The sequence below is a fragment of the Paenibacillus sp. Soil724D2 genome, from assembly GCF_001427935.1.
Classification (GTDB): domain Bacteria; phylum Bacillota; class Bacilli; order Paenibacillales; family NBRC-103111; genus Paenibacillus_E.
In genome coordinates, this window is the sequence record NZ_LMRY01000009.1 from 37,961 (window position 1) to 63,633 (window position 25,673).

Consider the following 25,673-nt stretch of genomic DNA (forward strand, 5'->3'; position numbering starts at 1 on the left):
GCTTATCGTTCTCTTCTAATGAACTGATTTTAACATGAAAGACATTTTCACGCATCAACTAAGTTTGTTTAATGAATTTACAAACTATTCATTTGGTGCTATGATGACTGCATAAGCATTTATCCCTATTTTATGGAGGCTGAATTCATGAGCTACTTTGACAACATTCAACCGATTAAGTACGAAGGCCGCGCATCAACGAACCCGCTTTCTTTTAAATTTTATAATCCTGATCAAGTTATTTTAGGCAAAACCATGCGTGAGCATATGCGTTTTGCAATCGCTTACTGGCATTCTTTTTCCGCTAATGGCTCCGACCCATTCGGCAGCGGCACAGCGATTCGCGCTTGGGATCAATACTCCGGCCTTGAGCTGGCCAAAGCTCGCGTTGACGCTTGCTTTGAGCTGCTGAACATTCTGGATGTCGACTACTTCGCTTTCCATGACCGCGATATCGCGCCTGAGGGCAGCACGCTGCAAGAAACGAACAAGAACCTTGACGAGATCGTTGCCCTGATCAAAGATAAAATGAAATCCAGCGGCAAGAAGCTGCTCTGGAACACAGCTAATATGTTCACTAACCCGCGCTTTGTTCACGGCGCAGCTACGACGAATAATGCGGACGTATTTGCTTACGCTGCTGCCCAAGTGAAGAAAGCCTTAGATCATGCCAAAGAGCTTGGCTCGGAAAACTACGTTTTCTGGGGCGGACGCGAAGGCTACGAGACTCTGCTTAACACGGACCTCGGCCTGGAGCTTGATAACCTTGCTCGCTTCCTGCACATGGCGGTTGATTATGCCAAAGAAATCGGCTACGACGGTCAATTCCTGATCGAGCCTAAACCAAAAGAGCCATCCAAGCACCAATACGACTTCGATGCGGCTACGACGCTATCTTTCTTGCAAAAATACGACTTGCTGCCGTATTTCAAATTAAACCTGGAAGCGAACCATGCCACGCTTGCTGGTCATACCTTTGAGCACGAGCTTCGCGTCGCGCGCATCAATGGTGTTCTTGGTTCCATCGATGCGAACCAAGGCGACCTGCTGCTCGGCTGGGATACCGACGAGTTCCCGACAGACCTGTACTCGACGACACTCGCGATGTACGAAATCCTCCTGAACGAAGGCGGCATCGGCCGCGGCGGCGTGAACTTCGACGCCAAGGTTCGCCGTACTTCCTTCGAGCCTATCGATGTCGTCTACGCCCACATCGCAGGTATGGACGCCTTCGCTCGCGGCTTAGAAGTCGCTGCCAAATTGATCGAAGACCGCGTATTCGATAATATCCTCGACACGCGCTATGCTTCCTTCAAGTCCGGCATCGGAGCCGACATCGTGTCCGGCAAAGCGGACTTCAAGACGCTTGAAGCTTATGCGCTTGAGAACAGCAACAACATCGTGAACCAATCCGGCCGTTTGGAATTGATTAAGGCGACGGTTAACCAGTATCTGATTAACTCTTAATTCGTGAAAAAGCCCGCTTAAGCCGTTTTTCTTGGCTTAGCGGGCTTTTTGGTTTACCTGACGGCTTGTGCAGATAACGCAGCTTCTCTCTGTAACGATGTTTTTCATCGCTAACGTATAGGCAACGCGGAAATTTGCCTCCTTAACGATATAAAACACGCTTAAAGTCAAGGGGAATGACCATTCACTCCTAGCTTCTCTCTGTAACGATGTTTTCCATCGCTAACGGATGGGCAACGCTGAAACTTGCCTCCTTAACGCTTTAAAACACCCTTAACATCGAGGAAATGACCATTTCACTCCTAGTTTCTCTCTGTAACGATGTTTTCCATCGCTAACGTTTAGGTAACGGGGGAAATTGCCTCCTTAGCGCTATAAAACACGCTTAACATCGAGGGAATGACCATTTCACTCCTAGTTTCTTTCTGTAACAATGTTTTCCATCGCTAACGGATGGGCAACGCTGAAACTTGCCTCCTTAACGCTTTAAAACACCCTTAACATCGAGAGGAATGAGCATTTCACTCCTAGCTTCTCTCTGTAACGATGTTTTCCATCGCTAGCGTATAGGGAACGCGGAAATTTGCCTTCTTAGCGTTATAAAACACGCTTAACATCGAGGAGAATGAACATTTCACTCTAGCTTCTCTCTGTAACGATGTTTTCCATCGCTAACGTTATAGGGAACACAGAAAATTGCCTCCTTAACGATATAAAACACGCTTAACATCGAAGGGGAATGACCATTTCACTCCTAGCTTCTCTCTGTAACGATGTTTTCCATCGCAACGGATGGGCAACAAAGAAATTTGCCTCCTTAGCGTTATAAAACACGCTTAACTTCGAGGGGAATGAGCAATCGGTGACAGGAACTCTCATCTTAATATGCAAAATGCCCCCACAGGCCAATACGCCGGGGACTGTTGTAAAAAGTGCAACAATTGCAGCCTAAATCTCGCCTCTCTCCCTTCGTTGTTGCAAACTGTACAACAATTTGGTCCTATTCAGGCCATTTCGTAACAAATGGGCTCAAAATGTTGTACCATCTGCAACTTCAACTCGCAAAATAGCCCTTGAGCGCGTCAATTGTTGTAGAATTTACAACTTTGGTAATCGCTATAGCCCGGCTCTCTTCACGAAGCATGCTGAACGACTCTAACATCGAATTTTGAGTAATTGCCCGATTAACTTCAGATAGTCTCTCAGAAAAAATAGAAAGATCTCTGATCGAAGAGATCAGAGATCCAAAAAGGTTGAACCACAAGCCTACCTTTTCTTAGGCCACCTTTTTATGAAAAATGAAGTTCGCAGCTTCCATTCTAACGACGATGTCCAGAGCGGCAATTTGTTCGTATGCGGCAAGCAGCTTCTCGTGCTTCGGGCATCTTAAGCTGAAGCACAAGTGCATCATTGGGGTATTTCCGGTATTCGCTGATAAGGGGGAATATTCGCTTCCTGGCATCATCTTTAGATTGGTGACTTGGATACCCTGTTCCCCAAAACGGGAGGTAACCAAGCTGAGGAAGCCGGGATGTTCATTGATCATGATCTCAATTTCGTGAGTTCGGCGATGCCTTAGGAAATGCTTCTCCCACTTATTCAGAAGATACAAACTGATCAGTACTAAAAAGGTGCATACCAACGCCCCGGTAATAAAGCCTGCGCCTACGCTCAAACCAATAGCCGCCACTAACCAAACGGAAGCAGCGGTAGTCAACCCTTTAATAACACTGCCGTTTCGCAATATCGCGCCTGCGCCAAGAAAGCCGATGCCGCTGACAACCTGTGCAGCCAAGCGGGACGGGTCTATACGGACGTTGGGTTCATTTACAAAGTCAGAGAATCCATACTCCGACAGCAGCATGATGGTGGCAGAACCTAAACAAACTAAAATATGCGTACGAAAGCCCGCTGCATGATTGTTCAATTCCCGTTCAAGACCGATCAAACCGCCCAGAACGACCGCCAACACCATTCTAACGATCAAATCCAAATGACTAATTTGCCAGACACTGCTCACAGTCGTCATCTATGCGTCACTTCAAGCGGCTGCGATAGCCATCGCTTCAGCTTCACGACTTCTGTCCCAGCCAGCATCATAATGCCAACACCGTGGTTGTCATTGGTTACGGTGAGCAGGTCCTTTTTATAATAATCAGCGGTAAAGGCATACCGCGAGCCGCTGCAAACGCCATGGACGTTGCCCTGAGCGTCGATGGCCAGACGGGTCAAACCGTCCCATGCCTTCAGCGAAGCATGGATGAACCGACCTGGCTCCTTGAGCCAGCCGAATCGCACGCCTCGCGCAAACGCATAGGCGAACATCGCGGTACACGAGGCTTCCTGATAGGCGTCGGGATCGTTCAATACCTGATGCCACAGCCCGCTTTCAGCTTGCAGATCGGCATATCCCGCGCACAGCTCGTTAAAGAAATGCACTAACTCCGGGCGAGCTTCATGGTCTGCGGGTAGAACCTCCAGCACCTCTGTCAACGAGAAGAGTGTCCATCCATTCCCACGTCCCCAAGGAATGCCGGTAGCCATGCCGTATTTGAAATCAAAGACATGCGACATGATGCGCTGATCCGGCATGTACAAATACTTGCGGAATAACAGAAATTGCTTCGCTGCTTCATCCAGCGCCTCGCTGCTTCCGGTTATCCCCGCATAGCGGCACAGAAACGGCGTGCTCATGTAGAGGTCATCAGCCCACATCGTATTCTCCGAATATTCATCCTGACATATCCGATAAAATGCACCGTCTTCCTTACGCTCCAATCGCACGAGTATGAAGTCGGCAATTCGCTGCGCTATCGGCAAGAAGCCCAAATCCTTGTCTTCCTGATAAGCTTCCAGCATCGCGGAGCCAAAGGAACCACAGTTATCTAGCATTTTCATCATAACCAACTGTTGATTGATCGCCGGGAACCCATACTTCTCTCGATCCCATAAGGAGTATTCGAACATGTCTGTGCAGCTTTGAACATGATCGAGGGCGTACCCGATAATATCAGGCCGCTCCAGCAACCGACCTGCTTGCAGCAGCCCATAAATGGTAACGCCAAGCGGGTAATCCCAACGGGCATAATTCGTGACGTTGCCGACGGTCCACTTATTGCTCAGCATGGCATTCTCATAATAAGGACGTATCCAAGCGTCTGGACGGTCTAACTGCCAGTACGTCTTGTCACCTGCAGCATCTGACTTTGAACTTTTAGCATAAATGCGATCGGTTCTTACTAATTCCTCATACGCTAACTCAACGCTGGAATCCAGTGGCCCCACATATAACCACGGCTCAGCTGACCCGTGAACCTTCTGAGGAGCGCTTAAAGGGACAACCTCTCCCCTAACAGAGGCATGAAATGTGAAGCCCCATGCATTATTTCCACAAATACTGCGGATTAACAGATCATGTTTGCCAAAAGATAGCGGCACTTCCACCTGAAAGCTGCCTTCTTCCGCGAGCTCCAATACTTGCTTCCCATCCAGCCAAACGGTCAACGGTCCTGTCGCATGGCCCTTCAGCAGGCAAGCTTCTTCCCCTGAGCTTACTTTGTTCAGCTTCGTCCACGCGTACGCTTGCTTACCAGGCTGTAAGCCGAATAAACGTTCGCAGACAGGCTTCGCAAGCTCACCTTCAGTCCACTCACAGGTCGGCAGCCAGCTCAGCCCGTACTCTTTCTCCGACGCTAAACCATTTGGCAGCGGACTAACCTCGAATAGATCCGTGTCGACCGGAGCAGAGTACACCCATCCTGCCTGACCACTCCTTTCAGCAAAGGGGGTAAGCACATTCAGAATTCGTACCTTCGCTTCATCAGATCCGAACAAGCAGCCAAAACCCGCAGCCGTATGCTTAGCTTTGATAAAAAGCCGGTTCCAGCCTTTCACAAAGTTCAGATTAAGCTTAACGCTTGCATCAGGCTTAATTTCATCTATTACGTTGGAACGATAGGCACGTTCATCATTGAAATAGAACTCAATTGGCCCCAAACAGCGGAACAACACATCCAGGTTTCGTTCACCATCACTCCATACTAAACCATAGGCATATGAAAATTGGCCGGGTCTTGCTTCGGGAAATCTCCGCCCCAAATTCAAATCAAACATCCCATCCTCGTTTTGCAAAACGCCAGATTGGTAAAAGGCCCGGAAAGCAAACGGGACGGGCGGATTAGCCCCAATGTAGCGGTCCGCAAGCACCTTCAATGTTCGGTTGTCATCGTCTCCTAAGCGAGACTGTATACTCTCTTGCTCATTAAAATAAGTCGTCATCTCGGCCTTCCTTTCTACAGTAAGCGAACCGTAAATGTCCGGTCGAACGGCGTCACCAGGTTCACATGGACGTATTTGCAGCCAGCCGGATGTTGGTCTTCACGAAGCACAGGCAGCAAATGCTCGTAGTCACCTGTTGAAATCTCAATCGCATCTTCATCCACCGCATATATCATAGATCCATTTTTCAAGAAATATTTCCCTGCCTCGGCTTGGGCGAGGTCTCTGCCGCTAACCGTACCCTCATCTCCTAAAATAAAGGATAGCTGCGTGAATACATCCTCTCGCTCATCGGAAAGGATACGAATCTTCCATTCCCCGTCACCTTGTGTAATTTCCGCTTGAAACTCTAGAGTTTGCAAATGTGTCATCGGCCGATGCTGATGCGGAAGCAAGTACCAAGGACTGAGTGTCGATCTCTCCGCGGACTCCGGCAGAAATTGTCGCGGGATCGGTCCGTTATATCCTTTTTCCAATACAATTCCTAGCTTATAAACGCCTTCCTCTGCAGTGAGATGCGCGAACTTCACTATTCCAGGTGAGAAAGATGTAGACAACTTAATGCCCAGCAGCCTAACTTTTCCATGGCGAAGGGAGAAGAATGACGGCGTTTGCGGCATAATCGTCACGCTTTGATCAAGCTCCCGAATACGCACAAGCGGAGCGCCGAAGGCTAAGTGCATGCTGCTGTGTTCAATTTTCATATGGTGGCCCACGCCATCGATTTGCGCCAGATGCTCATTGATCGGATGATGCTCATTGATAACTTGGACATATCGATCGGGAAGCGAAGTCCGCTCCAAATCGGAAATATCTGCTTCGGGATACAGCAATAAACCCAAAAGCGCATTGTTATTTACCGCTTCCGCATGCTTGATAAAGGTACCTGCGTAGTCCGACATTGCAGCGAATAAAGGATCTTTATCGTGAGCAGCCATTAAGCGATAAATGAGGAAGTAAGTGGCCATATCAAAGGTTTGCCCGAAATCCTGGCGTCCTGAATAATCGGTTACTACTTCACCAGATGGATGTATCAAATACACCATCATGCGCAGATTGCGGCGCACGCATTCTAATAATTCTGGTCGGTTAAGCACACGACCCGTATGGTATAAAGCGATATCGCTGACGGCATTATAGATGCCGTTGCTGCGCTCCGTCCATTCGCCGTCATGTGTGATATCCATACCTTCTGCCAACCATTCATCTGCTCTAGCTACCAGCTCAGGCATTTGAAAAATCTCGTACAGCAGAGAAAGTGCCGCTGTAATAACCCAGCGATGGTTCGGTGTATGACATCCACCTGTCAGCATAGCAGGGATCGTACGCTCCAGGAAGAGCTTCAGCTTTACAGAGGCAGGCTTCACAGCCGCCCAGTCATGCGCCTCAAGCAGTTGATAGATTTGCGTAACCCCGCCTACAACAAAGGCTGTATCTGGTGGAGAATTATAGTTCGTTGAACCTAAAGAGATCGTACCGTCGGCATGCTGGCGATTCAAAATGAAATCCGCTGCTTTGTCGAAAGCGGCTAAGAGTGTCTCATCGTGATAGTAACGTGAATCTGGATTAACGATAGCGGAAGCCCATACGGCCAAAACGCTCGGCGTGCTGAGATGATTGACACGAGCAATGCCCGTTTCATCAATAATACCGCCAACATATTTCGATGTAGGATCAAGCACCTGCCGCTGCAGCATAGCTGCTGTATGTTCGTCATAAATGTGTACCAACTGTTTATAAGTAGCGTCCATGCTGATCACCTTTTAACCTTTCATAGCTGCAATTTTACTTGTAATAAGCCTGTGGCTTTCATCAATCTCGTCCGGCTGGCACACAGCCTTCAACTCATACACTTTGACTTTGGCAAAATCAATCGCTTCTAGAAAATGATCAAAATATTGCAGATCTTTACTGTGTACATAAGGACACCAGTGATCGGACAGCTCTAGCGTTTCATGGATGTGTACGCCATAAATATAGCGTTTCACTTCCTGCAGCTCCTTCAAGTTGTCATACAAGCCCATCCGATCCATCATCATGGCATGGCCAATGTCGTACCACAAGTAAACCGGACCGCCCTTCAGGTTCTCACAAATGGTCTTTGCCTCCATTAAGGTGGGCATCTGATACGACCTTGAGCGTGTTTCAATGCCAATGGCTACAGACCATCCTTGTTTGGCAGCATGCTCGCTCACTTCCTCCAGACTCTCTTGGATCCGTTTGGTATAGAGCGGACTCAACCGCTCCCGTCTTTCGGACATGTCCTTCCAAAGCTTTTGATATTCCGGTGAATCCTTCCCGTGATCTCTGTAAAGCTTTTTCAAATCCAAATCAATGTTATATTCGAAAGGCACTTCGCCTGGATGCACGACAACGGCCTTCGCTCCATAGCGGTTCGCATATTCCATAGACCGAATCAACAGCTCCACGGATCGCTTGCGCTTCACCTCATCATCGAAACCAAGCATGACGGAATCTGTATCGTAATCCTTATCATTAATGAAAGGGAACACATTGTGTACACTGGATACGCCAATTTCCCCTTTTTCGATCATCGGCTCAATCGTCTTTATCATTTCTTCCGTCACGTTATAGTTCAATTCCACCTGACGAAAGCCGAGCTCCTTGATTTCCTCTATCATGTTCCTTCCAATCGTATGCTTTTTAATATTCCAGCAGGTAGAAAATGAGTATTCCCCTTTGTCCAGCATGTTTGTTCCTCCTCAGAGCTTTGTTGTCATCATTTCTCTCAAATGAAGAAAAGCCAGATTACCCTTATTTCTTTGCAGGGAATGATCTGGCCTTTCCTCAAGGAAGCCTTTATTCCGCTAGGTCACTCAGCCTACATACAGCACCTGAGCGTGCCGATAAAGTCGAAGCTTCCATTAAACGGGTCAAATCAAGGGCTAATTGTATATTTTCAGAAGCTGTCGTTCCATTTCGAATATGTGACACCCATTGTTCAAAGGGAGAAGGGAGATTCTCAGGCAGATTCGTGACCACTTGCCACCCTGTTGCTGCTTCACCTTCCAGTTTGTGGCTTCGAATTAACAGCTTGTCATCCGTTCTCGTGTACATAAGACTGCCTTCCGTTCCTTGCACCTCAATATCAAATTGTGAGTAGTTATTTACGAATCCCGCCTCAACAATGCCTATTGCTCCATTTGGATAACGTAAAGTCGCTACCGCACTATCCTCTACCTCTCGCGCTGTGATATAAGCGAAACTTGCACTAACACTTTCTGGTAAGCCCAGAAATAAGCGTGTTAAGTACATCGGATGGCAGCCAAGGTCCATCAATGCCCCTCCCCCGCACTCCTCTAAGTTGAAGAAATGGGATGGCAGTGAACCATTCGGATTTTTCTCTGTTCGCAATGCGCCGTTATGAGCAAGCCGTATACGAACTGTCGTTACAGTGCCAAGCTTACCCTCCCGAATGAAGGTATGTACAGCTTGTGTAAACCAGGTATACAGCCGGGGTAGAGAAACCGTTAGCTTGACCCCAGCCGCCTCAACTGCAGCCAATATCTCCTTACATTCCTTCGTCGTGGTAGCTATAACTTTTTCAGTAAAGATATGCTTACCCGCTTTGGCTGCTGCGATGATGACGTCCCAGTGCCGATTCGTCGGCGTATCCACAATAACGGCGTCGATATCCGGATTGGCCAAAAGCGCATGCAAATCGGCATAAAAGCTAACACCATACTCCTCAGCCTTTTGCCTTCCTCGTTCGGGAACTTCATCCCATACAGCCACGATTTCGGTACCCGGGTGCTCGGCGGCTAGACGTGCATAATCCTTTGCATGAACATGCCAAAAGCTCAACATCGCTACTCTAATCATGAAAGAATGGCCTCATTTCGGGTTATTTTAGTCAAAATAAACCGCTTTTCCCGTTCTATTGGATTCGTAGATGGCCTCAAGTATTTCGGAAACCACACACGATTGCTCTGGCGTTACAATAGGCTCCTTATCGTTCATAACAGCGTCAATCCACGTGCGGATTTCTTTATCCGACATGCTCTCTTTTTTACCCTCGTAGAAGTCTGCACCTTTGGCATCGAATTGCAACTGATTGACGTATAAACGACTGTGGTTTTCGCCATTTATGCGTAAGCCATCCTGCATGTCCGCTCCGCCTTCTGTACCGCAAAGCGTACACTTTGCTTCCTTCGTATCCAATGTATTTAAGGCCCAACTCGCCTCCACCATCACAGTCGCGCCGTTTTTCATCACGATCATCGCAAATGCGGAGTCTTCCACTTTGAATTTCTCAGGATCCCAAGGGCCCCATGAATTTGCGGCATTTTCTTTCCGGGAAAGCTTATGATAAGCAGTGCCAAGCACCACCTTAGGTTCGTAGTTATTCATCATCCACAGCGTTAAATCGAGAGCATGTGTACCGATGTCGATCAGCGGGCCTCCACCTTGTTTGTCTTCATCCAGAAACACACCCCAAGTTGGAACCCCACGCCTGCGAATGGCATGCGCTTTGGCAAAATAAATGTCGCCTAGATCACCATCTTCAACCACTTTCTTCAAATACTGACTATCCGCTCGGAAGCGATTATTGTAGCCAATGGTCAGCTTCTTACCTGTACGCTTAGCTGCTTCAACCATACGCCTAGCATCGGCGGCTGTTTTGGCCATCGGCTTTTCACACATGACGTGCTTGCCTGCTTCCATAGCTGCGATCGAAATCTCCGCATGCGAGTCATTTGGAGTACAGACATGAACGACGTCAATCGAAGCATCAGCAAGAAGCTCATAATAGTTCTCAAACACCTTCGCTCCGGGAGCACCAAACTTCTCTGCCGCTTGCTGAGCACGCTCAAGCACGATATCAAAAAAACCAACAATTTCGACCTGCTCTATCTTTGCTAGGCTGGGTAAGTGCTTACCTGTTGCTATACCGCCGCAGCCAATGATGGCGACTTTCACCTTGTTCATTTCTATTTCCCCCTGTGATGTGATCAACTATCCGATGATATGAAAAATGAATGAAGCTGGACATTCAAGCGATGTCTGCAAGGGCAGGCAATCGCATATCCATGTCCAGCTCCTCCTTCAAAATCAGTTACTTCACTTGCTCCATTTGTTGTCTAGCAATTGTCATAATATCCTTGGCAAGGAACGCTTTATCTTTATTTTCCGCATACCATTTGTTCATAAAGTCTTCAAGCTGCTTGCCGCCGGCTTTATCCCATGCCGCTTGTGCGTCTTTAATCGCTTGTTCCGGGCTGTATTTCGCACCGCTGATGGTGGCCTTAACAAAAATGTCGGTTTGCTCTTTAAGAATTGTTGCGTTAATCGTTTGGAGATCAGCAGGATAGACCGGCATATGTTCCCCATGGGTCAATCCAGAGTATTGTCTTTGCGAATCGAAATAAATTTTCTGAAGTTCTTTATACATGTCCGAACCGGCTTTCTGTTCCGGTACTGCAGTATTAAACCCGTTCAGGGTAAAGTTACACTTATCTGTTCCTGCAGAGTAGAACATTTCGTAGTCTAAAGCGTAGCCGACTTCATTTTTCGATTTCAATGGATCGATGGTCTCACGGCAGCCATTGGCGCTCTTCTTCCAATGTGTCCCTTCGTCTCCGTTAATAATCTTCAAAGCGGTTTCCGGTTTCATCATGAAGTCAAGATAGCGACCGACAGCTTCCGGCTCCTTCGCCTTGGCGTTCACAACAGTCGTCATTTGTACAGGATTATCGACAGCACCGGTAAATGTCCCCAACGGCGATTGCGGATAGCCTAACGGAGCAATTTCCGCGCCTGCCACATTTTTCTTCAGCGTAGCAAAGTCGTTCATAACAAGATCATACATGCCGCCGGAAAATTTAACGTAAATACCGATTTTACCATTCAGGAAGTCTTGTTTTGCCTTTGCGCCGTCTTTATCATTGATGTAATCTTTATCGATAAGGCCATCGTCATAGAGCTTCTTCTTGAAGGTCAGGGAGGCCAGCTGATTATCCCACAGAGGGATTACTTTTCCATCCTTAGTTCCCCAGGCAATCAAATCCTTGGACGAATTTTCACCGAAAATCTCGTTGATGGCTTGTTCAGAATAGTAGCTCATGTTCATCCCGTACGTATCTTTCTTACCATTGCCGTCAGGATCTTGTTCAGCAAATGCCTTGGCTACTTTCATAAGTTCTTCCGTTGTTGTCGGCATGCTCAAATTCAGCTTTTTCAGCCAGTCGGTACGAATTAATAACATGTGCTGTATGACTGCTTCTTTTACTTTACCGACTTCATATAGTTTGCCGTCCGGTTTCATCCCCGCTTTCTTCAACTGAGGGTACTGGTCAAGCAGCTTCTGGTATTCAGGCATGAATTTTAAGATGTCGTCAATGGGAAGCAGCTGCTTTTGATCGTAAAGGCTGTTCCGAAACGGTGTGTTGTACTCGTTCACAATATCAGGCGCAGAACCGGAGGCAAAAAGAACATTCAATTTTTTCGTAGACTCGCCTCGGAGTACAGGAATGTATTTCACATTCACAGGACCGTTTTGATTGATCCATTTGGTCCAACGATTTTCTTCGTAGTTCCCCTCCGACGCAGGTACACCACCTCGATCATACATGGAAACGGTAACATTTCCTCGTTTGGCTGCCGCTGTCTCCTTCGGAGCATTCGTAGCCGTAGTACCGGCTGCCGCTCCTTCTTTCTTGTCGCTGCTGCAACCAACAAGCGTTGCCCCTAATGCTACAACCCCTATTGTCATACCCATCCACAGCTTTCTTTTCATGCGCAAACCCTCCTTTTTATATTGAAAAGTTTTGGTAAACGTGGAACCCCATTTGGTTTAACCCTTAACAGAACCAAGCATAACGCCTTTGACAAAATATTTTTGCAGAAACGGATAAACGATCAGCATCGGAACCACCATAACGACAACACCGACAGATTTGACCATTTCAGTAGCAACCATTAGCTGCTCCTCTGGTGCCAGGGAAGGTGAATTCAGGATGTCGTTTTTTTGCAGCATCGCTTGGACAATGACCGTCAAATTCTGCATGTCACTCTTATTGATGTACATCAGAACGCTCATAAACGCATTCCAATAGTTAATCCCATAGAACAGGGCTAAAGTGGCTAGCATCGGAAGCGATAGCGGCAATATGATTCGAATGAGGAGAGATACGTCGCTGCATCCGTCAATTCGCGCTGCTTCTTCCACTTCATAAGGAATATTCTCAAAGTAGCTTTTCATGAGCAGCATATTGTAGGTACTGATAAACCCCGTGAGCCACAGAGACCAATAGGAATCGATTAAAGATAGGTTCTTTACGACGAGATAAGTAGGGATCAACCCTCCTGAGAACAACATCGTAAACACCATGGCAAGCACAAACTTGCGTCGTCCTATCAAATAGCTTCTCGACAACGGATAGGCTGCCAATACCGTCCCCGCCATACTAAGTGCAACACCGACAAGTGTAATGATAATGCTATTTTTAAATGCTGAGAGAGCCGGAGTTGTTAGGAAGAAAACCTTATATGCCGTAAAATCCAAGCCTACCGGCCAGAAGAAAACATGTCCCGAATCTACGGCCGAACGCTCGCTCATCGATAGCGCTATGATATGAATAAATGGCAGTAAACAGGTTAAGGCAATTGCCCCGAGCATAACATAATTGACTGCGTAGAAAATTCTTTCACCCTTTGTCGCTTTCATGCGGACGCCCTCCTCGTTATCAGAATAAAGCTTGGTCAAATTTGCGGGCGATCCTGTTAGCTACCAGTACGAGTGTACATCCAATGATGGATTCGAACAGCCCCATCGCCGTTGTTACGCTAAATTGCGCATTTCCCAAACCTATTTTATAAATATAAGTACTTATGACCTCTGACACGTCAGCAACCGCTGAGTTCTGAAGGTTATATATCTGATCAAAGCCGACCTCCATCAATTGACCCATAGCCAAAATGAGCAGCAGGATGATCGTGTGACGAATGCCTGGAATTGTAATGTGCCAAATTTGCCGCCACTTCGAAGCGCCGTCCATACCTGCTGACTCGTAAAGGGCAGGATCTATGTTCGTCAGAGCGGCTAAATAAATAATTGTGCTAAACCCCATTTCCTTCCAAACTCCCGAACCAACGAATACGGCAACCCAGGATTTTGACTCGTAAAGAAAGGTTATAGGTTCAATATTGAATAGCTTGAGTATCTTGTTGATCGAGCCGTAATCCGTTGCAAATAAGGATAACACGAGACCTCCGACGATGACCCAAGAGAAAAAATGCGGCAGATAGACGATCGTTTGAACCCATTTCTTGAACCATGTCTTCCTCACTTCATTAAGCAGAATGGCGAGGAAGATGGGAACCGGGAATCCGATAAGCAAATTCAAAAAGCTAAGCCAAAAGGTGTTCCAGATAATCTGGATCGTACTGGTGCTGGAAAACAAAACTTTAAAATTTTTCAGACCAACCCATGGGCTGTGCAAAATACCATCAGCAAAATTATAATTTTTGAAAGCGATAACAAGTCCGCCCATCGGCCAATATTTGAACAGAATATAGTAAGCAATGACAGGGAAAAGCATGATAAAAAGCGGAATGTTTTGTTTCAATCTTCTTCTTCGTCTCAGTTGCAAAGCTTTAAGTTCGCTTGTCGTTAAAGAGGGTCTAGGAGCTTTATTGATATTTCCATCCAAGGCTGCTTCACTCCTTACTTCAATGTTATAAACCTATAATAAAAGTTTTGAGCCCAAAAACCCTTAAAAAATTATAGAAAAATCTATAAATTTATTGGGTATGTGTCCAAATAAAAAAAGACAGCTTACGCCACCCTTGTCGATTTGTATATATCGATGCAGCGTAAATTACATTTAAGACGCATATGATGCTCAAATGAGGTTGCTGTATGGTTGAATCCATACTTTCTGTTGAACGATGTTGTAAAAAGCGCAACAATAACGGCCTAAATCTCGCCTTACTCCCTTCGTTGTTGCATCATGTACAACAATTTTGTCCTATCCAGGCCATTTCGCAACAAATGGGCTCAAAATGTTGTACAAACTGCAACTTCAAGTTGCGAAGTAGCCTTTGGGCGTGTGAATTGTTGTACATAATACAACTTTGGTAACCACTATAGCCCATTTGCCCTCACGAAAGCTGAATGATTAAAAGTCGAATTTTGGAGTTTTGAATACCAGTTGTGAGAGACATGATGAATCCATCGACGGTCTCCAACAACATCCTTTGCTTGCTCAGAAGAAATCATGGAAACTGTTGTACGCTGTACAACTTGCTTCCTAATTCTCCATTCTCTCAAAAGTCTGAATACAAAACACCAGGAAAATATAGTCAATAAATCTTTTTGCGCGCTCCAAAGAATTTTCTTATTTAGCATAAAAAGACTACTTCATATACGGACACTTGATATCCGCTTCTGAAATAGTCTTTTTTCTTACATTTTTCATAGTTGTTCAAAACTAATCGTAACGATTTCTGCTGGACGAACGGAAACGGACAAACGCTCCGCTCCCTCCTGCTGCAGACAATCCAAACGCCGTTCTAGAATATCGCTTTTATAAGCGTTATGGAATTTCTCAGGGAGGTCTATCTTCAGAACTCTCTCCTGTGCAGAGATGTTATACCAACGTGCAATCATATCCCCTGTCTCCTCGGAAACTTTCATTGCGGAGAAGACCATAGCTTGACCTTCCCAGCCCCCAAAAGCGTAAGTCGGCGGCAGTTCACCGTGATGAACCTCAGTTTGCCTTACGGACCAAGGTATTTGATATTGATGGGCAGCCTGTATGGCACTGGAGCCATGAACTAGCGGATCTTCTTCAGCCGTCTCGACTGGCACCGCATAAGGGATAACGGATAGGTGCACGGTGTGTTCGCCGAGACACTGTGCTTCTGGCGTTGGGAAGTAGCCCCAGTCGCCTAATTCCCCTACAGCTCGAAGCAGTGTGACTGCGATAGTTTGGCCGCTATCTTCTCGAACGATTTCGTATTCGTTCAAACCGCGGTTGGCGATAGTAAGCCCCTGCCGTGCCCCCGCCACGGTTACGAATGCTTGCTGGTGCTGGCAGTTGCTTGGATTTTTCCATTCGGCTGTCGTTGTATTGCTCCGCTCCGGCACTTCAAAGACGGAATCAGCAAAATGGGTTTCTGCTTCCAATCCAGTAGGAAACAGCATTCGCAAACGGTGATCTTTGGCTTGATTGTTAAAGGTTGATGCAATATCAACGCGTTTTCCGTTTTTATCCAAGGATACAACGGTCGTGATTTTCAAAATAATCTTTGTATCAGATCGCGCCGACTTGCGCCCAGTAAACCAGACCAGTTCCTTCCTTTCCATTTCCAGCAATTCCTCGGCAGATGCCGGTATTTCCAACTCGTGAACGATCTCTATGCTAGCTCGGTAAGGCGTATCTTCCTGAATACGAATAGATGCCGGTATACCACGCGTAGTCACAGCCGTGTCTCCGCAAGCTTGGCGGTACATATACTCATTGCCGATATCTCCCGTATTTTCATATACGCCCAAGCCTTTGTAGACCGTTCCCTCAAGCTTCTCCGTTACCGTAAGCGAGCCGTCTTCAGCGATTTGGACACTCAAATATTCGTTTTCCATCGCGTGTTTACTAACGATTAAAGAAGTCGGTGAAAGGAGCAGCTTTAATGAGGCATCACGGGTCAATGCATAGGTTTTGTACCCCAAAGCAGGCACATTAGCCGCTTCGAAGGTCACACGGACGGCACGCGCGAAATATGGCTGCCTGAACTTGTCGTCAGGTAAATCATACCCAAAGTGAATGCCCATATCCTCTAATCCAAAAGGAATAGGTTTCCCACCCACATCAACCAACACAACATCGTCCAAGCTCTTCTGCTTTACGTCCTGTCTCATATCCCGAAAATCCCTGCCATCACGGAAGTAGACCCTGTTTAATTCCAGCTGTACGGTTACGGTGCCACTTCGTTCCCATCCTGTTGTATTCGTCACCAGAAAAGGCGTCGCCTCTTTGCCGTAACCGGAAAACACAGACGTATCCACTCGTTCTGCCAACCAAGTCAGGCTATCGTGGGCGATAGATTCGGCCACATGCTTGCTTTTCTCAAAACGCGTCATCATTTCGACATGCACTTCGTCGACGCTGCACCCGCAAATGCTGTCATGCGGATGGTTCTGCATTAATGTTTTCCAGGCATAGGTAAACAGATGATGGGGATATGGGCATCCTGCTTGGTAAGCAAAGGCAGCCAAAGGCTCCGCCACCTTTTCCAAGAGTGTCTGGCCTTCTTGATTTCTTTGCTTGATATAAACTCGTGAAGATGCCGTATTTACAAGCGTAGACCAGCCGTCGGTATGCTGGCTTCGAAGCTCTCCGCGAATGACGGATAGGTCACCCGGGATCGTCCGGTTCACTTCACTTAAATAATCTTCAAAATTGGAGTGGATGAACCGAATGTCCGGGTACAGCTTCTCAGCTGTGCCGATCGCATCCGTCAGATCAGTCTGCACAGGCTGATGATCGCACCCGTTCATGAACAACCAATGAGGCGTAGAAGCATATTGGGATACCTCTGCTAGTTTTTTATCCCAATACTTGGATGCCGCTTCTGGATTCACAGGGATCTCATTCCCGTTGCTGTACCAATTAGCAAATAAAATACCCAGCACCTTGGAGCCGTCAGGCGCTTCCCAAAACATCTCCGAATACGGCGACTCATAAGCCTGAGATTCCGATACTTCGTTGTTAAAACCCGTCGGCTTCACACCACGACCGAACACGGCGTTCTTAATGTCTGCTTGCCGCAGCAGCTGCGGTGCTTGCCCCATGTTGCCGAAGGAATCCGGAAAATAACCCAACTTCGAAATGCAGCCATAAGCTTTAGCATCGCGGTGGCCGATTAGCAAATTACGTACATTCGCTTCGCTGCTCGTTAAAAATTCATCCTGCAGTACATACCACGGGCCGATGTGGATGCGCCCTCCGCGAATCAATTGCTCTAGCGTCTCCTTCATTTCCGGCCGTATTTGCAAGTAGTCCTCTAAGATGATCGTTTGACCGTCCAGATGAAAGCTGCGGTATCCATCATCTTTCCTGAGGGTTTGAATCAGCGTATCCATTAACTTGATCAACAAAACGTGATGCTTTTCATAGGGCAAATACCATTCCCTGTCCCAATGTGTATGCGAAATGATATGTACGGTTTTGGACTGTGTCATGGCGTTGTCTCCATTTCTATGTAATATCATCTCTATGCTTCAAGATGCTCTGTCCGTAGTCGGAGCTCCTCCATGACCGTCTTCAGCGTAGCTGCAATGCCCTTAATATCGCCCGTATCTTCGCCTAAGTCACCATCTCCCAGCAGCGCCGTCACCAGTTTGGCACCATTGGCATTCCAGCCGGTCACCAGCATGCCAGGCATGCGGTCAACCGCCCCCCGCTCTTCCGCTTGGCGGATGGACTGCTCGAGCAGATCAAGTGCCGCTTCCGGTGTTTTCCAACAGCTGGGCCACACTTCAAACCCTTTGTCGAGCAAATGCCCGACGGATGGATAAGCATCCAATTTATCGTAGTGCCAATCGCACAATATAATGTCTTTCGGAATAAGATCCACAGCCGGCCAAATGCCGTAAATGTCGCCGTCCCACTCTGTATACCCCATGCCTTTGGCGTCAATTAACCGGTCCGCCCACATGAGCATCTGTACCTTCCGTTTGCGAACCAAATGCTCGTAATAATCATTCGTCGCTTTTGCAAACAGTTCCGCCTTATTTTTCCCACGACACCGTGGGCACCCATCATCCGCTATGGCGAACACTTCGTCCATGCCGACGTGCAGCGCATCCGCTTCAAAAGCATCGATCAGCTCATCCATCAGATCGAACACGAGCGGATTAATGTCCGGATGGGACGGACACCAGCTCGGGCAGTAAAATTCAGGCCACTTGGCATCCTCTGGCACATGCGGGGTTTCATCGAATTCCGGATATGCGCGCAGAAGCGAATTCCGCCCTCCGCCCCAGCCTTGATGACCCAAACAATCAAACAAAGGGATCAACCGGATGCCGTGCCGCTTACATAAGGCGGATAATTCCCTCGCATCTTCCTTCGTCAAAGTGCCACCCGATACTTCCGGATGAGATTGGAACTGAAACGAAGTGTTGCATTCTAGCATCAAAACATTCACACCCATAGGCGCCAACGCTTCCTCGACCACTCGCTTTAAATTCCCAACATCCTCATGCGATCCGAAGCGCATATGGAATCCTTTCAGCTGCCATCCATCTTTGTTCACAGTTTCTCCTCCACCCTATCTTTATCTTTATTAACCTACTAAACCGGTACGTTCCACGCTTTCCACGAAATAACGCTGAACGAACAAATACAACGCAATCAAAGGCCCCATCATCAGCAGTACTCCTGTGTTGAGCAGCATAGACTGGTATACCGGATCCGGCTCTTTGCCTAGAGCTGGCCCCATATCCGTCAGCTGTGTCGAAAGCACCTTCACTTTACTCAAAAACAGGGATACATAATAGCTATCGTTCCACTGCCATACAAACGAGAACAAAACGACAGTGACAACGGCAGGAATGGCGTTAGGCAGCATAATCCTATAAAAGGTTTTGAAAATTCCCGCTCCGTCCGCGAGGGCGGCTTCTTCAATTTCCTTGGGAATCCCCCGGAAAAACTGGCGGAAAATATAAATATAAAGCCCGTTTTTCAGCCCCATTGCTGTGGCAGAAGAGATAAGAAACGGCCAGAATGTGTCGATCAGATTGATACTGCTCTTCCCTGAAAATAACCCAACTAATCCGAAAAGATCAAAATACCGGTATGTTAAATAGAGCGGAATCATGATCGTTTGAGGCGGCACGACGATGGTGAAAATGACCAGACCAAACAACAGCCCGCTGCCTTTAAATTTCAATCTCGCAAAAGCGTATCCCGCTAACGCGCAAGAACAAACCTGAATCAGCGTTGTCGTAGACGAGATAAGGAACGTATTCCATAAAGCTGACAAATAGTTTGTCGCTGAGATCGCAATCTTCAAATTTTCGAGTGTGAAGTGCCGGGGAATCCACAGTACCGTTGGATCATAAATGTCGATTCTGCCACGAAAGGCAACCGATAGTCTTAAAAATATGGGAAACAAAATAATATAGCAAAAGCCAAGCACCAAGATGGCGCGTATGATCTGCCATGTCCAATTTTTTGCCTTTTCCAGCGGATTACGCCTGCTAATCCATCCGTCCATACGTACAGCCTGCGATTTCATAGTCCTATCCCTCCATCAGTCGTAATAAAATACTTTTCTTGAGACAAGCGCAGTGGAGATGACAAGGATGATAGCCACAACAATGAAGTACACCCAGGACATTGCCGCACTTAATCCGAAATCGAAGGTTTTGAACGCCGTTTGCGAAATGAGCGTATTCATTTTATTTCTGCTGAAGGAATCAATAATGGAATAGACCAAGTTCGTTAATATCAGCGGGGACATCATTGGAAACGTCACTTTCCAAAAAATCTCGTATCCTGTTGCCCCTTCGATTTTGGATGCCTCGTACAAGGAAGGGGAGATCGATTGAAGCCCTGCCAAGAAAATCAAAATTTGCACACCAGATGAGCTGATAATTTCATAAATCCGATCTACAGCACTAGTGATGTAATTGACTACGATAGGAGCCATGCCCGAATCCAGCAGCATTTTTTTGAGTTCAAAGCTTTGCAGCATATTAGAACCGTCTCCGCTCCCGCTTCCACTGAGAGCCGAACCTCCAACGAAACTGCTGATATCTAGATTAGCAAGGGCGCTCGACGCCAGAATGACCGGTAAAAAGAAGATCGCGCGCGCAAGGGCGCGCCCTTTAAATTTTTGATTCAATAACACCGCTGCGAACAAGCTGAAAATAATGATGATCGGCACATTCACAACCATGTTGACGACACCTTCCGCCAATAACCGTGGATAGTCCGGATTAGAAGAAAATAAGCTGACATAGTTGCTAAATCCTTTAGGCAGTACGGCAAAGCCGCCCTCTACCATTTGTATGGAACTTAAGCTGAATCGGAACGATTGAATGAGCGGCAGCAGAAAAAGCATGACCATCCCCAGGATGAGGGGAGATACGAACAAAACGCCGTACCACGCTTTCGTCTGTTCCAACGATAATCTTTTTTTCCGCAAATCACTCACCTCCTACCCAGTAGCTCTTGGCCTCTAGTTGTTTATCGTTCACCTGTACCGCAGCGCTGTTGTAATTGATAATAATCTTCTTCCCATTCTCGAAGGTCGTTTGAACTACACCTTCTGCCAATTTACGATGATCCGTAATTACATATTGCCTGACCTCATTCAGCACAGTGCTAGCCTCTTTGTAGAAACCAGCCGCTTGATCCAGCCAATCCCTGTAATGCAGCGCATATAGTTCGTTATAATCCGAATCCTTAACCGCAGATGAATCGCTATAGTACCACTGGTAATAAATGTCCGATCCCGTCTCCAGCGCTTTCAGCAGGGAATCGCGTGAATCGGTTACGCTCTGCATATTAAACGGCTCCCCGGCGAGATCATAAAAACCATGAAGCGCGATTTGATAAAAGGGTACGTCTTCGTCGGTCAAATTCAGGCGACTGCTTTTGGTCGGAGCATTCACAATCATATTAGCGTACGGCAAGCTGTAGGCATTGCCGCCATTCACCATTAGGTTATTGGCTCGCTGCTTCAGCTTCTCGGTTTCGAGAGCGGCAATGTTTAACGCTTCCTGCCGGTTAATCGGATGATCTGGGTTGAAGTCTGAATTCACTTCATTCCCTAAATCCCTAAGAGACAAGCCTGTAAGGCCAAGCTTTTCGTAATCGGAGACAAATCCGTCCACTGTTTTTGCCAGCGCAGACGGCGATAATAAGTAATGTGAAAATTTCGATGTATCTTTGACATACATGACAGGGTCATACTTGTAAATTTTGGCCTTCTGTCTGTCTAAAAAGGAAGCTGCGTCTGAAGCTCCTTTATATTTTTCAAGAAAAGCTACATCTAGGAATAGATGGATGTTCTCCTTTGATACATAATCGATTAGCTTGTTGAGCCCCTTCTTACCACCTAACTCACTAACCACATCAACGTTCGATGGAGACGTATGCCGAATCCCGTCATTAAACCAGCCGACATAGCGGAGCCCGATATCCTTGACTCCTTTTTCTTTCAAAGCTGTTAACATCGACTGCGTTTCATCAAAGGTGGTCAGCGCTTCCGTTGATTGATACGGGACACCGACAAAAGATGCTTGTTTCTGGAACGCCCCCTCCACCTCAAGCAGGAAAGGACTTGCCTTAGCAGGCTCCAGCTTTTTCAGGCCGTGTTTATTCACCAAATACTCTCTATACTTGCCAGCCATAGCCGTGTAGTCGGATGAAGGTCCTGATAAAAAGTCATATCGAATCTGGTAATCCCCTTGAAACGGCTTCTGCCCGAACATCGGTACGGAGCTCTTTTTGGTTCCTGACGTTAACGTATAGAAGTCCATATCCATGACTCTAAACTTCCCGCCAACTGTGTTGTAAGAATCGTTTCTGCCGGAGATGTCTGCCGTAATATTGGCCAAAGCATCTCCGCCTTCAATCATACCGAGCATAGCGTGATCGTTCTGCTTTATGCCGAAGACGGGCAGTCTAGTGGTTTCGTTCGTTTGAATCTTTTCTTTGACGTCGTAAGTGCCATCTGAACCGTAAACCGGAAGATTGTACGCCTCCGCGTTCTTTTTATTGTTATTCAGATGAATCAAGGCGCCAGACCCGTCAGGGACGAACATGTAACCGTCTTTTTTATCATCAGCAGCCCCGAAATATTTGAGCAGCTGCAGCATGGCAATCGGATAAGCATTCGTATATTGAAGCTCCTTGCCAGCTGTCTTGACAACAAGATGCTCTCCGTCCAATGTGTACTCAAGCGGAACTGTAAACCTCGGACCTTCCTCTTGTGCGCTGCCTCCCGCCCCATTGTCCTTATTGTCCTTGGCGGCTTCTTCGTTCGTATAACCGATTACCTCTAGTTTTTTGGACAGCTCCTCCGCCACAAAATCCTGCAGCTTGCGAACTTCATATACTTGCTTCTGTTCGTCAAATCGGAATTTGAAAGCGACATCCTCGCGGGTGTCCTTGTCCGTCAGCTTCCCCAGAATTCGCTCTTCAAACCGCTGTTTACCGATCACCTTAGGAATATTGCCGTAATCTTTCGGAATATTTCCCAGCTGGTATACGATTTTGATACCTTTATCCACGCTGCTGATTTTAAATTGCTTCTTTTTTACGCTATCGTCATAGCTGTTGAACGTATTAAGCTGACCTTTTTCGTTGTAGTAGGTAACTAACAGTTGGGACGATAGTTCTGATTTATACAAAGGAGAAGCTTTGGGATCTTTCTCTCGATCCACTGGATTGGAGAACCAGATATAGCCGTCTCTTTTGTCCTTGACCGCAATCTCGGCCGTCTCGCGTTTGACGTAGAGCATCAGAATTTCATTCTGGGCCACTAGCTCCATGGCTTGAAGAGCCCTCTGTTCCTCCGCTGTATTGGATGATACAGCAACCATTCCACTTGCAGCACGAACCTCCGCGCTTGCGGCAGTTACGGGATTTCCCTTACCTGCTTGATCTGGAAGAATTGATTTGACCTGGGATTGAGCTTCCGCCATGCTTACGGATTGATCCTGTGAGTAGATCACGATCAGACTGCAGGCCATTAAACCGGCGCTCAGGATGCCAAGGGATATTTTTATCTTGCTGGACACCTTCATCCCTCCTTAGAGTCTTCCAAAGGAAAACTTTCTCCGTATGCTTAATCTTAGTTAATTTATAGCGTGCCGCTAAAATCTGAATGAGAGTTCGCGGTAAATGGATGTAATGAAATTGATCATTTGCTGCAGCATGCTGAAGAACAATACCCCAAGGAAGATGATGATACCAATAACAACAAGCGTCAGAATCATGGTGACCACCGTCTTGGAAGCAGAATATTGATGAACCGTCATGGTCCCTACAAACAGCAGCCAGATGAACCAGATGTAGGCAATCGCATCGAGCAAATAATAAAACGTGCTTTCACTTCCAGTAATCACATTGCTGTAAAGCGTCTGCGGGAGATAGATCAGGATGAGCGGCATCAGCGCATAGCCAGTTGCCATTACGATTTCTTTAAACTTGCCTTCCCCATCCATCAAAGTGGTCAAAGACCAATTCGCCATACACCAAAGTAGAAACGGAAGAACGATGAATTTCAGCTCATTGAGACTATTCAGCTCCAGCGGATTGTTCATATTGACGACAAACCCGCTGTACTGTCGTTTCAAAATAGTGAAGAGCACGAGGAGGAGTAAGCAGATGACTACAACCTTCAACCTGCCTTTTTGTTCGTACTTCATCTCCCAAAATCCGTTGAACGGATGCATCATCGTATAAAAAGGATTTTTCAACACACCGATTTCTGTATAATGCTTTCCACGCATTCTTCTGCCGGCAATCTTGACAGTCGTATAACCAAGGCCGAAGACAAGCGCAATACCTAGGACGATGGTGCCAAAATGTGCGAAAACGACTTCTTTCCGGTACCGTTTGAAAGCTTCGGAATAATAGTCACGGTTATTTCCCAATTTGAAATAGCTCATCGCCCCGCGGTTGTCGCCATTTTTCAATAACGATTTACCGATCCCGATGTAGGCCACCTCAAAGTTACCATTCATTTGAAGCACTTGCCGCCATGAAGCGGTAGAGGTATCCGTTTTCCCGTCATAGAGCGATTTTACTGCTTCGCGTATCAGGCTTCCATAACGTGTAGGCTGGAAGACAGACAAACGGTTGTTGTCTTTATCGAGCACCAGCACCTTGTCCCCGAGCATCGCAATCGCCGAAGGCGTGCGGAATTTCCCCTGTTCGCTGCCAAGTCCGCCGAATTCGTACAGCATATTGCCGTCTTTGTCATAAGTGAAAATGCGGCCCCTTTTCAAATCTATTGCACTGTACATGCCGCCTTCATCCTTGGCAATATCGATGAAAATGGAGCTTCCAGGCGCGCTGCCAACTTCTAGCGTACGAATATCCCCTTTAGGCGGGAAATATCCTTTATCCCTTAAAATATCTACACCAGACGGGTTCAGCCGTTTGATCGGGCGATCCGATTTTTCCTCTGAAGTGGTCGTATAAATAAAACCATCTTCATCAATGTCCAAGTTATTAAATTCAAGCGGAATGAACAGCTGCATTTGCTCGCGCTGCGCTTTCGTCGAAATCCGTTTCCAGAACAAATCCACGGGATTGAACTTCACGCGATTCGTACCGATAAACCCGTTGAATTCACCATCGGTATCAAATTCCATTATTCCTTCGTAGGATCCGCGACTGATGACATAGATCCGCTGCGCTTTGTCGATAACCAGCTTAGTTGGCATGTATTGGAATCCTTCGCGCAGCAGGGAAGACTTCGGCTCCCCCATTACACGTACCAACGCTCCCTGACCGTTCAATTCTACCAGCCTTCTGTTTTGCGTATCCGCGATAAGAAGATGACCGTCGGTTCCGTTGTAGAACACGCCTTCCGGCTTGTTGAACGTTTCCTTGCTTCCGTTATTATCGAACCCGGAAATAACCTGAACTTCCCGAAACTGATCATTCAATACGACGATTCGATCATTTCCGGTATCCGCAATGTAGATTCGGCGATCACTGCCGATGAATAGATCCTGGGGCGACGACAGATTGCCCGTTTTCCAGTCTGTTCCATACATGACCTGCTCCAGCTCATAAGGACTCGGGGCCGGGACGCTCTGTCCCCAAAAATTGTAATTGTACGTATCGTTGTTAGGTGCGGCATATACAGGAGCGGCCATACCGATGAAAAGCACAACGGCGAACATCATGATAAGTATTCTTTTCAAGTGGCTCCCC

At 47.0% G+C, this 25,673-nt stretch carries 16 protein-coding genes; 1 reads left to right on the top strand and 15 read right to left on the bottom strand.

Annotated features, from left to right (window positions below; translation table 11 throughout):
- Nucleotides 1-147: 147 nt before the first annotated feature.
- Nucleotides 148-1,467: a xylose isomerase gene (gene xylA, locus ASG85_RS11070; RefSeq protein WP_060646241.1), complete on the top strand. Its 1,320-nt coding sequence runs from the start codon at nt 148-150 to the stop codon at nt 1,465-1,467.
- Nucleotides 1,468-2,743: 1,276 nt separating this feature from the next.
- Here xylA and ASG85_RS11075 read toward each other — a convergent pair.
- The 15 genes from ASG85_RS11075 to ASG85_RS11145 all read right to left on the bottom strand — a co-directional run bounded on the left by ASG85_RS11075 (nt 2,744) and on the right by ASG85_RS11145 (nt 25,663).
- A complete protein-coding gene (locus ASG85_RS11075; RefSeq protein WP_060646242.1) occupies nt 2,744-3,496 on the bottom strand; it encodes an MgtC/SapB family protein in 753 nt (250 codons plus the stop codon).
- Nucleotides 3,493-5,745: a glycoside hydrolase family 105 protein gene (locus tag ASG85_RS11080; protein WP_060646243.1), complete on the bottom strand. Its 2,253-nt coding sequence runs from the start codon at nt 5,743-5,745 to the stop codon at nt 3,493-3,495. The genes ASG85_RS11075 and ASG85_RS11080 overlap by 4 nt, the downstream gene beginning before the upstream one ends.
- A 14-nt stretch (nt 5,746-5,759) precedes the next feature.
- Nucleotides 5,760-7,496: a hypothetical protein gene (locus tag ASG85_RS11085; RefSeq protein ID WP_060646244.1), complete on the bottom strand. Its 1,737-nt coding sequence runs from the start codon at nt 7,494-7,496 to the stop codon at nt 5,760-5,762.
- Nucleotides 7,497-7,508: 12 nt separating this feature from the next.
- Entirely contained in the window at nt 7,509-8,456 is a 948-nt protein-coding gene (locus ASG85_RS11090; RefSeq protein WP_060646245.1) for a sugar phosphate isomerase/epimerase family protein, read from the bottom strand.
- A 109-nt stretch (nt 8,457-8,565) separates the two neighbouring features.
- Nucleotides 8,566-9,588, bottom strand: a complete 1,023-nt coding sequence (locus ASG85_RS11095) for a Gfo/Idh/MocA family protein (protein WP_060646246.1) — start codon at nt 9,586-9,588, stop codon at nt 8,566-8,568.
- Nucleotides 9,589-9,615: 27 nt separating this feature from the next.
- Entirely contained in the window at nt 9,616-10,695 is a 1,080-nt protein-coding gene (locus tag ASG85_RS11100) for a Gfo/Idh/MocA family protein (protein WP_060646247.1), read from the bottom strand.
- A 127-nt stretch (nt 10,696-10,822) separates the two neighbouring features.
- Nucleotides 10,823-12,502, bottom strand: coding sequence for an extracellular solute-binding protein (locus ASG85_RS11105; protein WP_060646248.1), 1,680 nt, complete (start codon nt 12,500-12,502; stop codon nt 10,823-10,825).
- Between the two features lie 57 nt (nt 12,503-12,559).
- A complete protein-coding gene (locus ASG85_RS11110) occupies nt 12,560-13,432 on the bottom strand; it encodes a carbohydrate ABC transporter permease (protein WP_060646249.1) in 873 nt (290 codons plus the stop codon).
- A 19-nt stretch (nt 13,433-13,451) separates the two neighbouring features.
- A complete protein-coding gene (locus tag ASG85_RS11115; RefSeq protein ID WP_060646250.1) occupies nt 13,452-14,417 on the bottom strand; it encodes an ABC transporter permease in 966 nt (321 codons plus the stop codon).
- Nucleotides 14,418-15,181: 764 nt separating this feature from the next.
- Nucleotides 15,182-17,950 carry an alpha-mannosidase gene (locus tag ASG85_RS11120; protein WP_060646251.1) on the bottom strand — a complete coding sequence of 923 codons (2,769 nt, stop codon included), beginning with the start codon at nt 17,948-17,950 and terminating at the stop codon, nt 15,182-15,184.
- Between the two features lie 32 nt (nt 17,951-17,982).
- A complete protein-coding gene (locus tag ASG85_RS11125; RefSeq protein WP_057304319.1) occupies nt 17,983-19,026 on the bottom strand; it encodes a family 20 glycosylhydrolase in 1,044 nt (347 codons plus the stop codon).
- A 30-nt stretch (nt 19,027-19,056) separates the two neighbouring features.
- Nucleotides 19,057-20,010 (bottom strand): carbohydrate ABC transporter permease, encoded by a 954-nt coding sequence (locus tag ASG85_RS11130; RefSeq protein WP_057304320.1) that lies wholly within the window; start codon nt 20,008-20,010, stop codon nt 19,057-19,059.
- A gap of 15 nt (nt 20,011-20,025) precedes the next feature.
- Complete coding sequence (locus ASG85_RS11135) at nt 20,026-20,931, bottom strand: carbohydrate ABC transporter permease (protein WP_414858708.1); 906 nt, start codon at nt 20,929-20,931, stop codon at nt 20,026-20,028.
- Complete coding sequence (locus tag ASG85_RS11140) at nt 20,924-23,524, bottom strand: DUF5696 domain-containing protein (RefSeq protein WP_060646252.1); 2,601 nt, start codon at nt 23,522-23,524, stop codon at nt 20,924-20,926. The genes ASG85_RS11135 and ASG85_RS11140 overlap by 8 nt, the downstream gene beginning before the upstream one ends.
- A 75-nt stretch (nt 23,525-23,599) precedes the next feature.
- Nucleotides 23,600-25,663, bottom strand: coding sequence for a YIP1 family protein (locus ASG85_RS11145; RefSeq protein WP_060646253.1), 2,064 nt, complete (start codon nt 25,661-25,663; stop codon nt 23,600-23,602).
- Nucleotides 25,664-25,673: the final 10 nt, after the last annotated feature.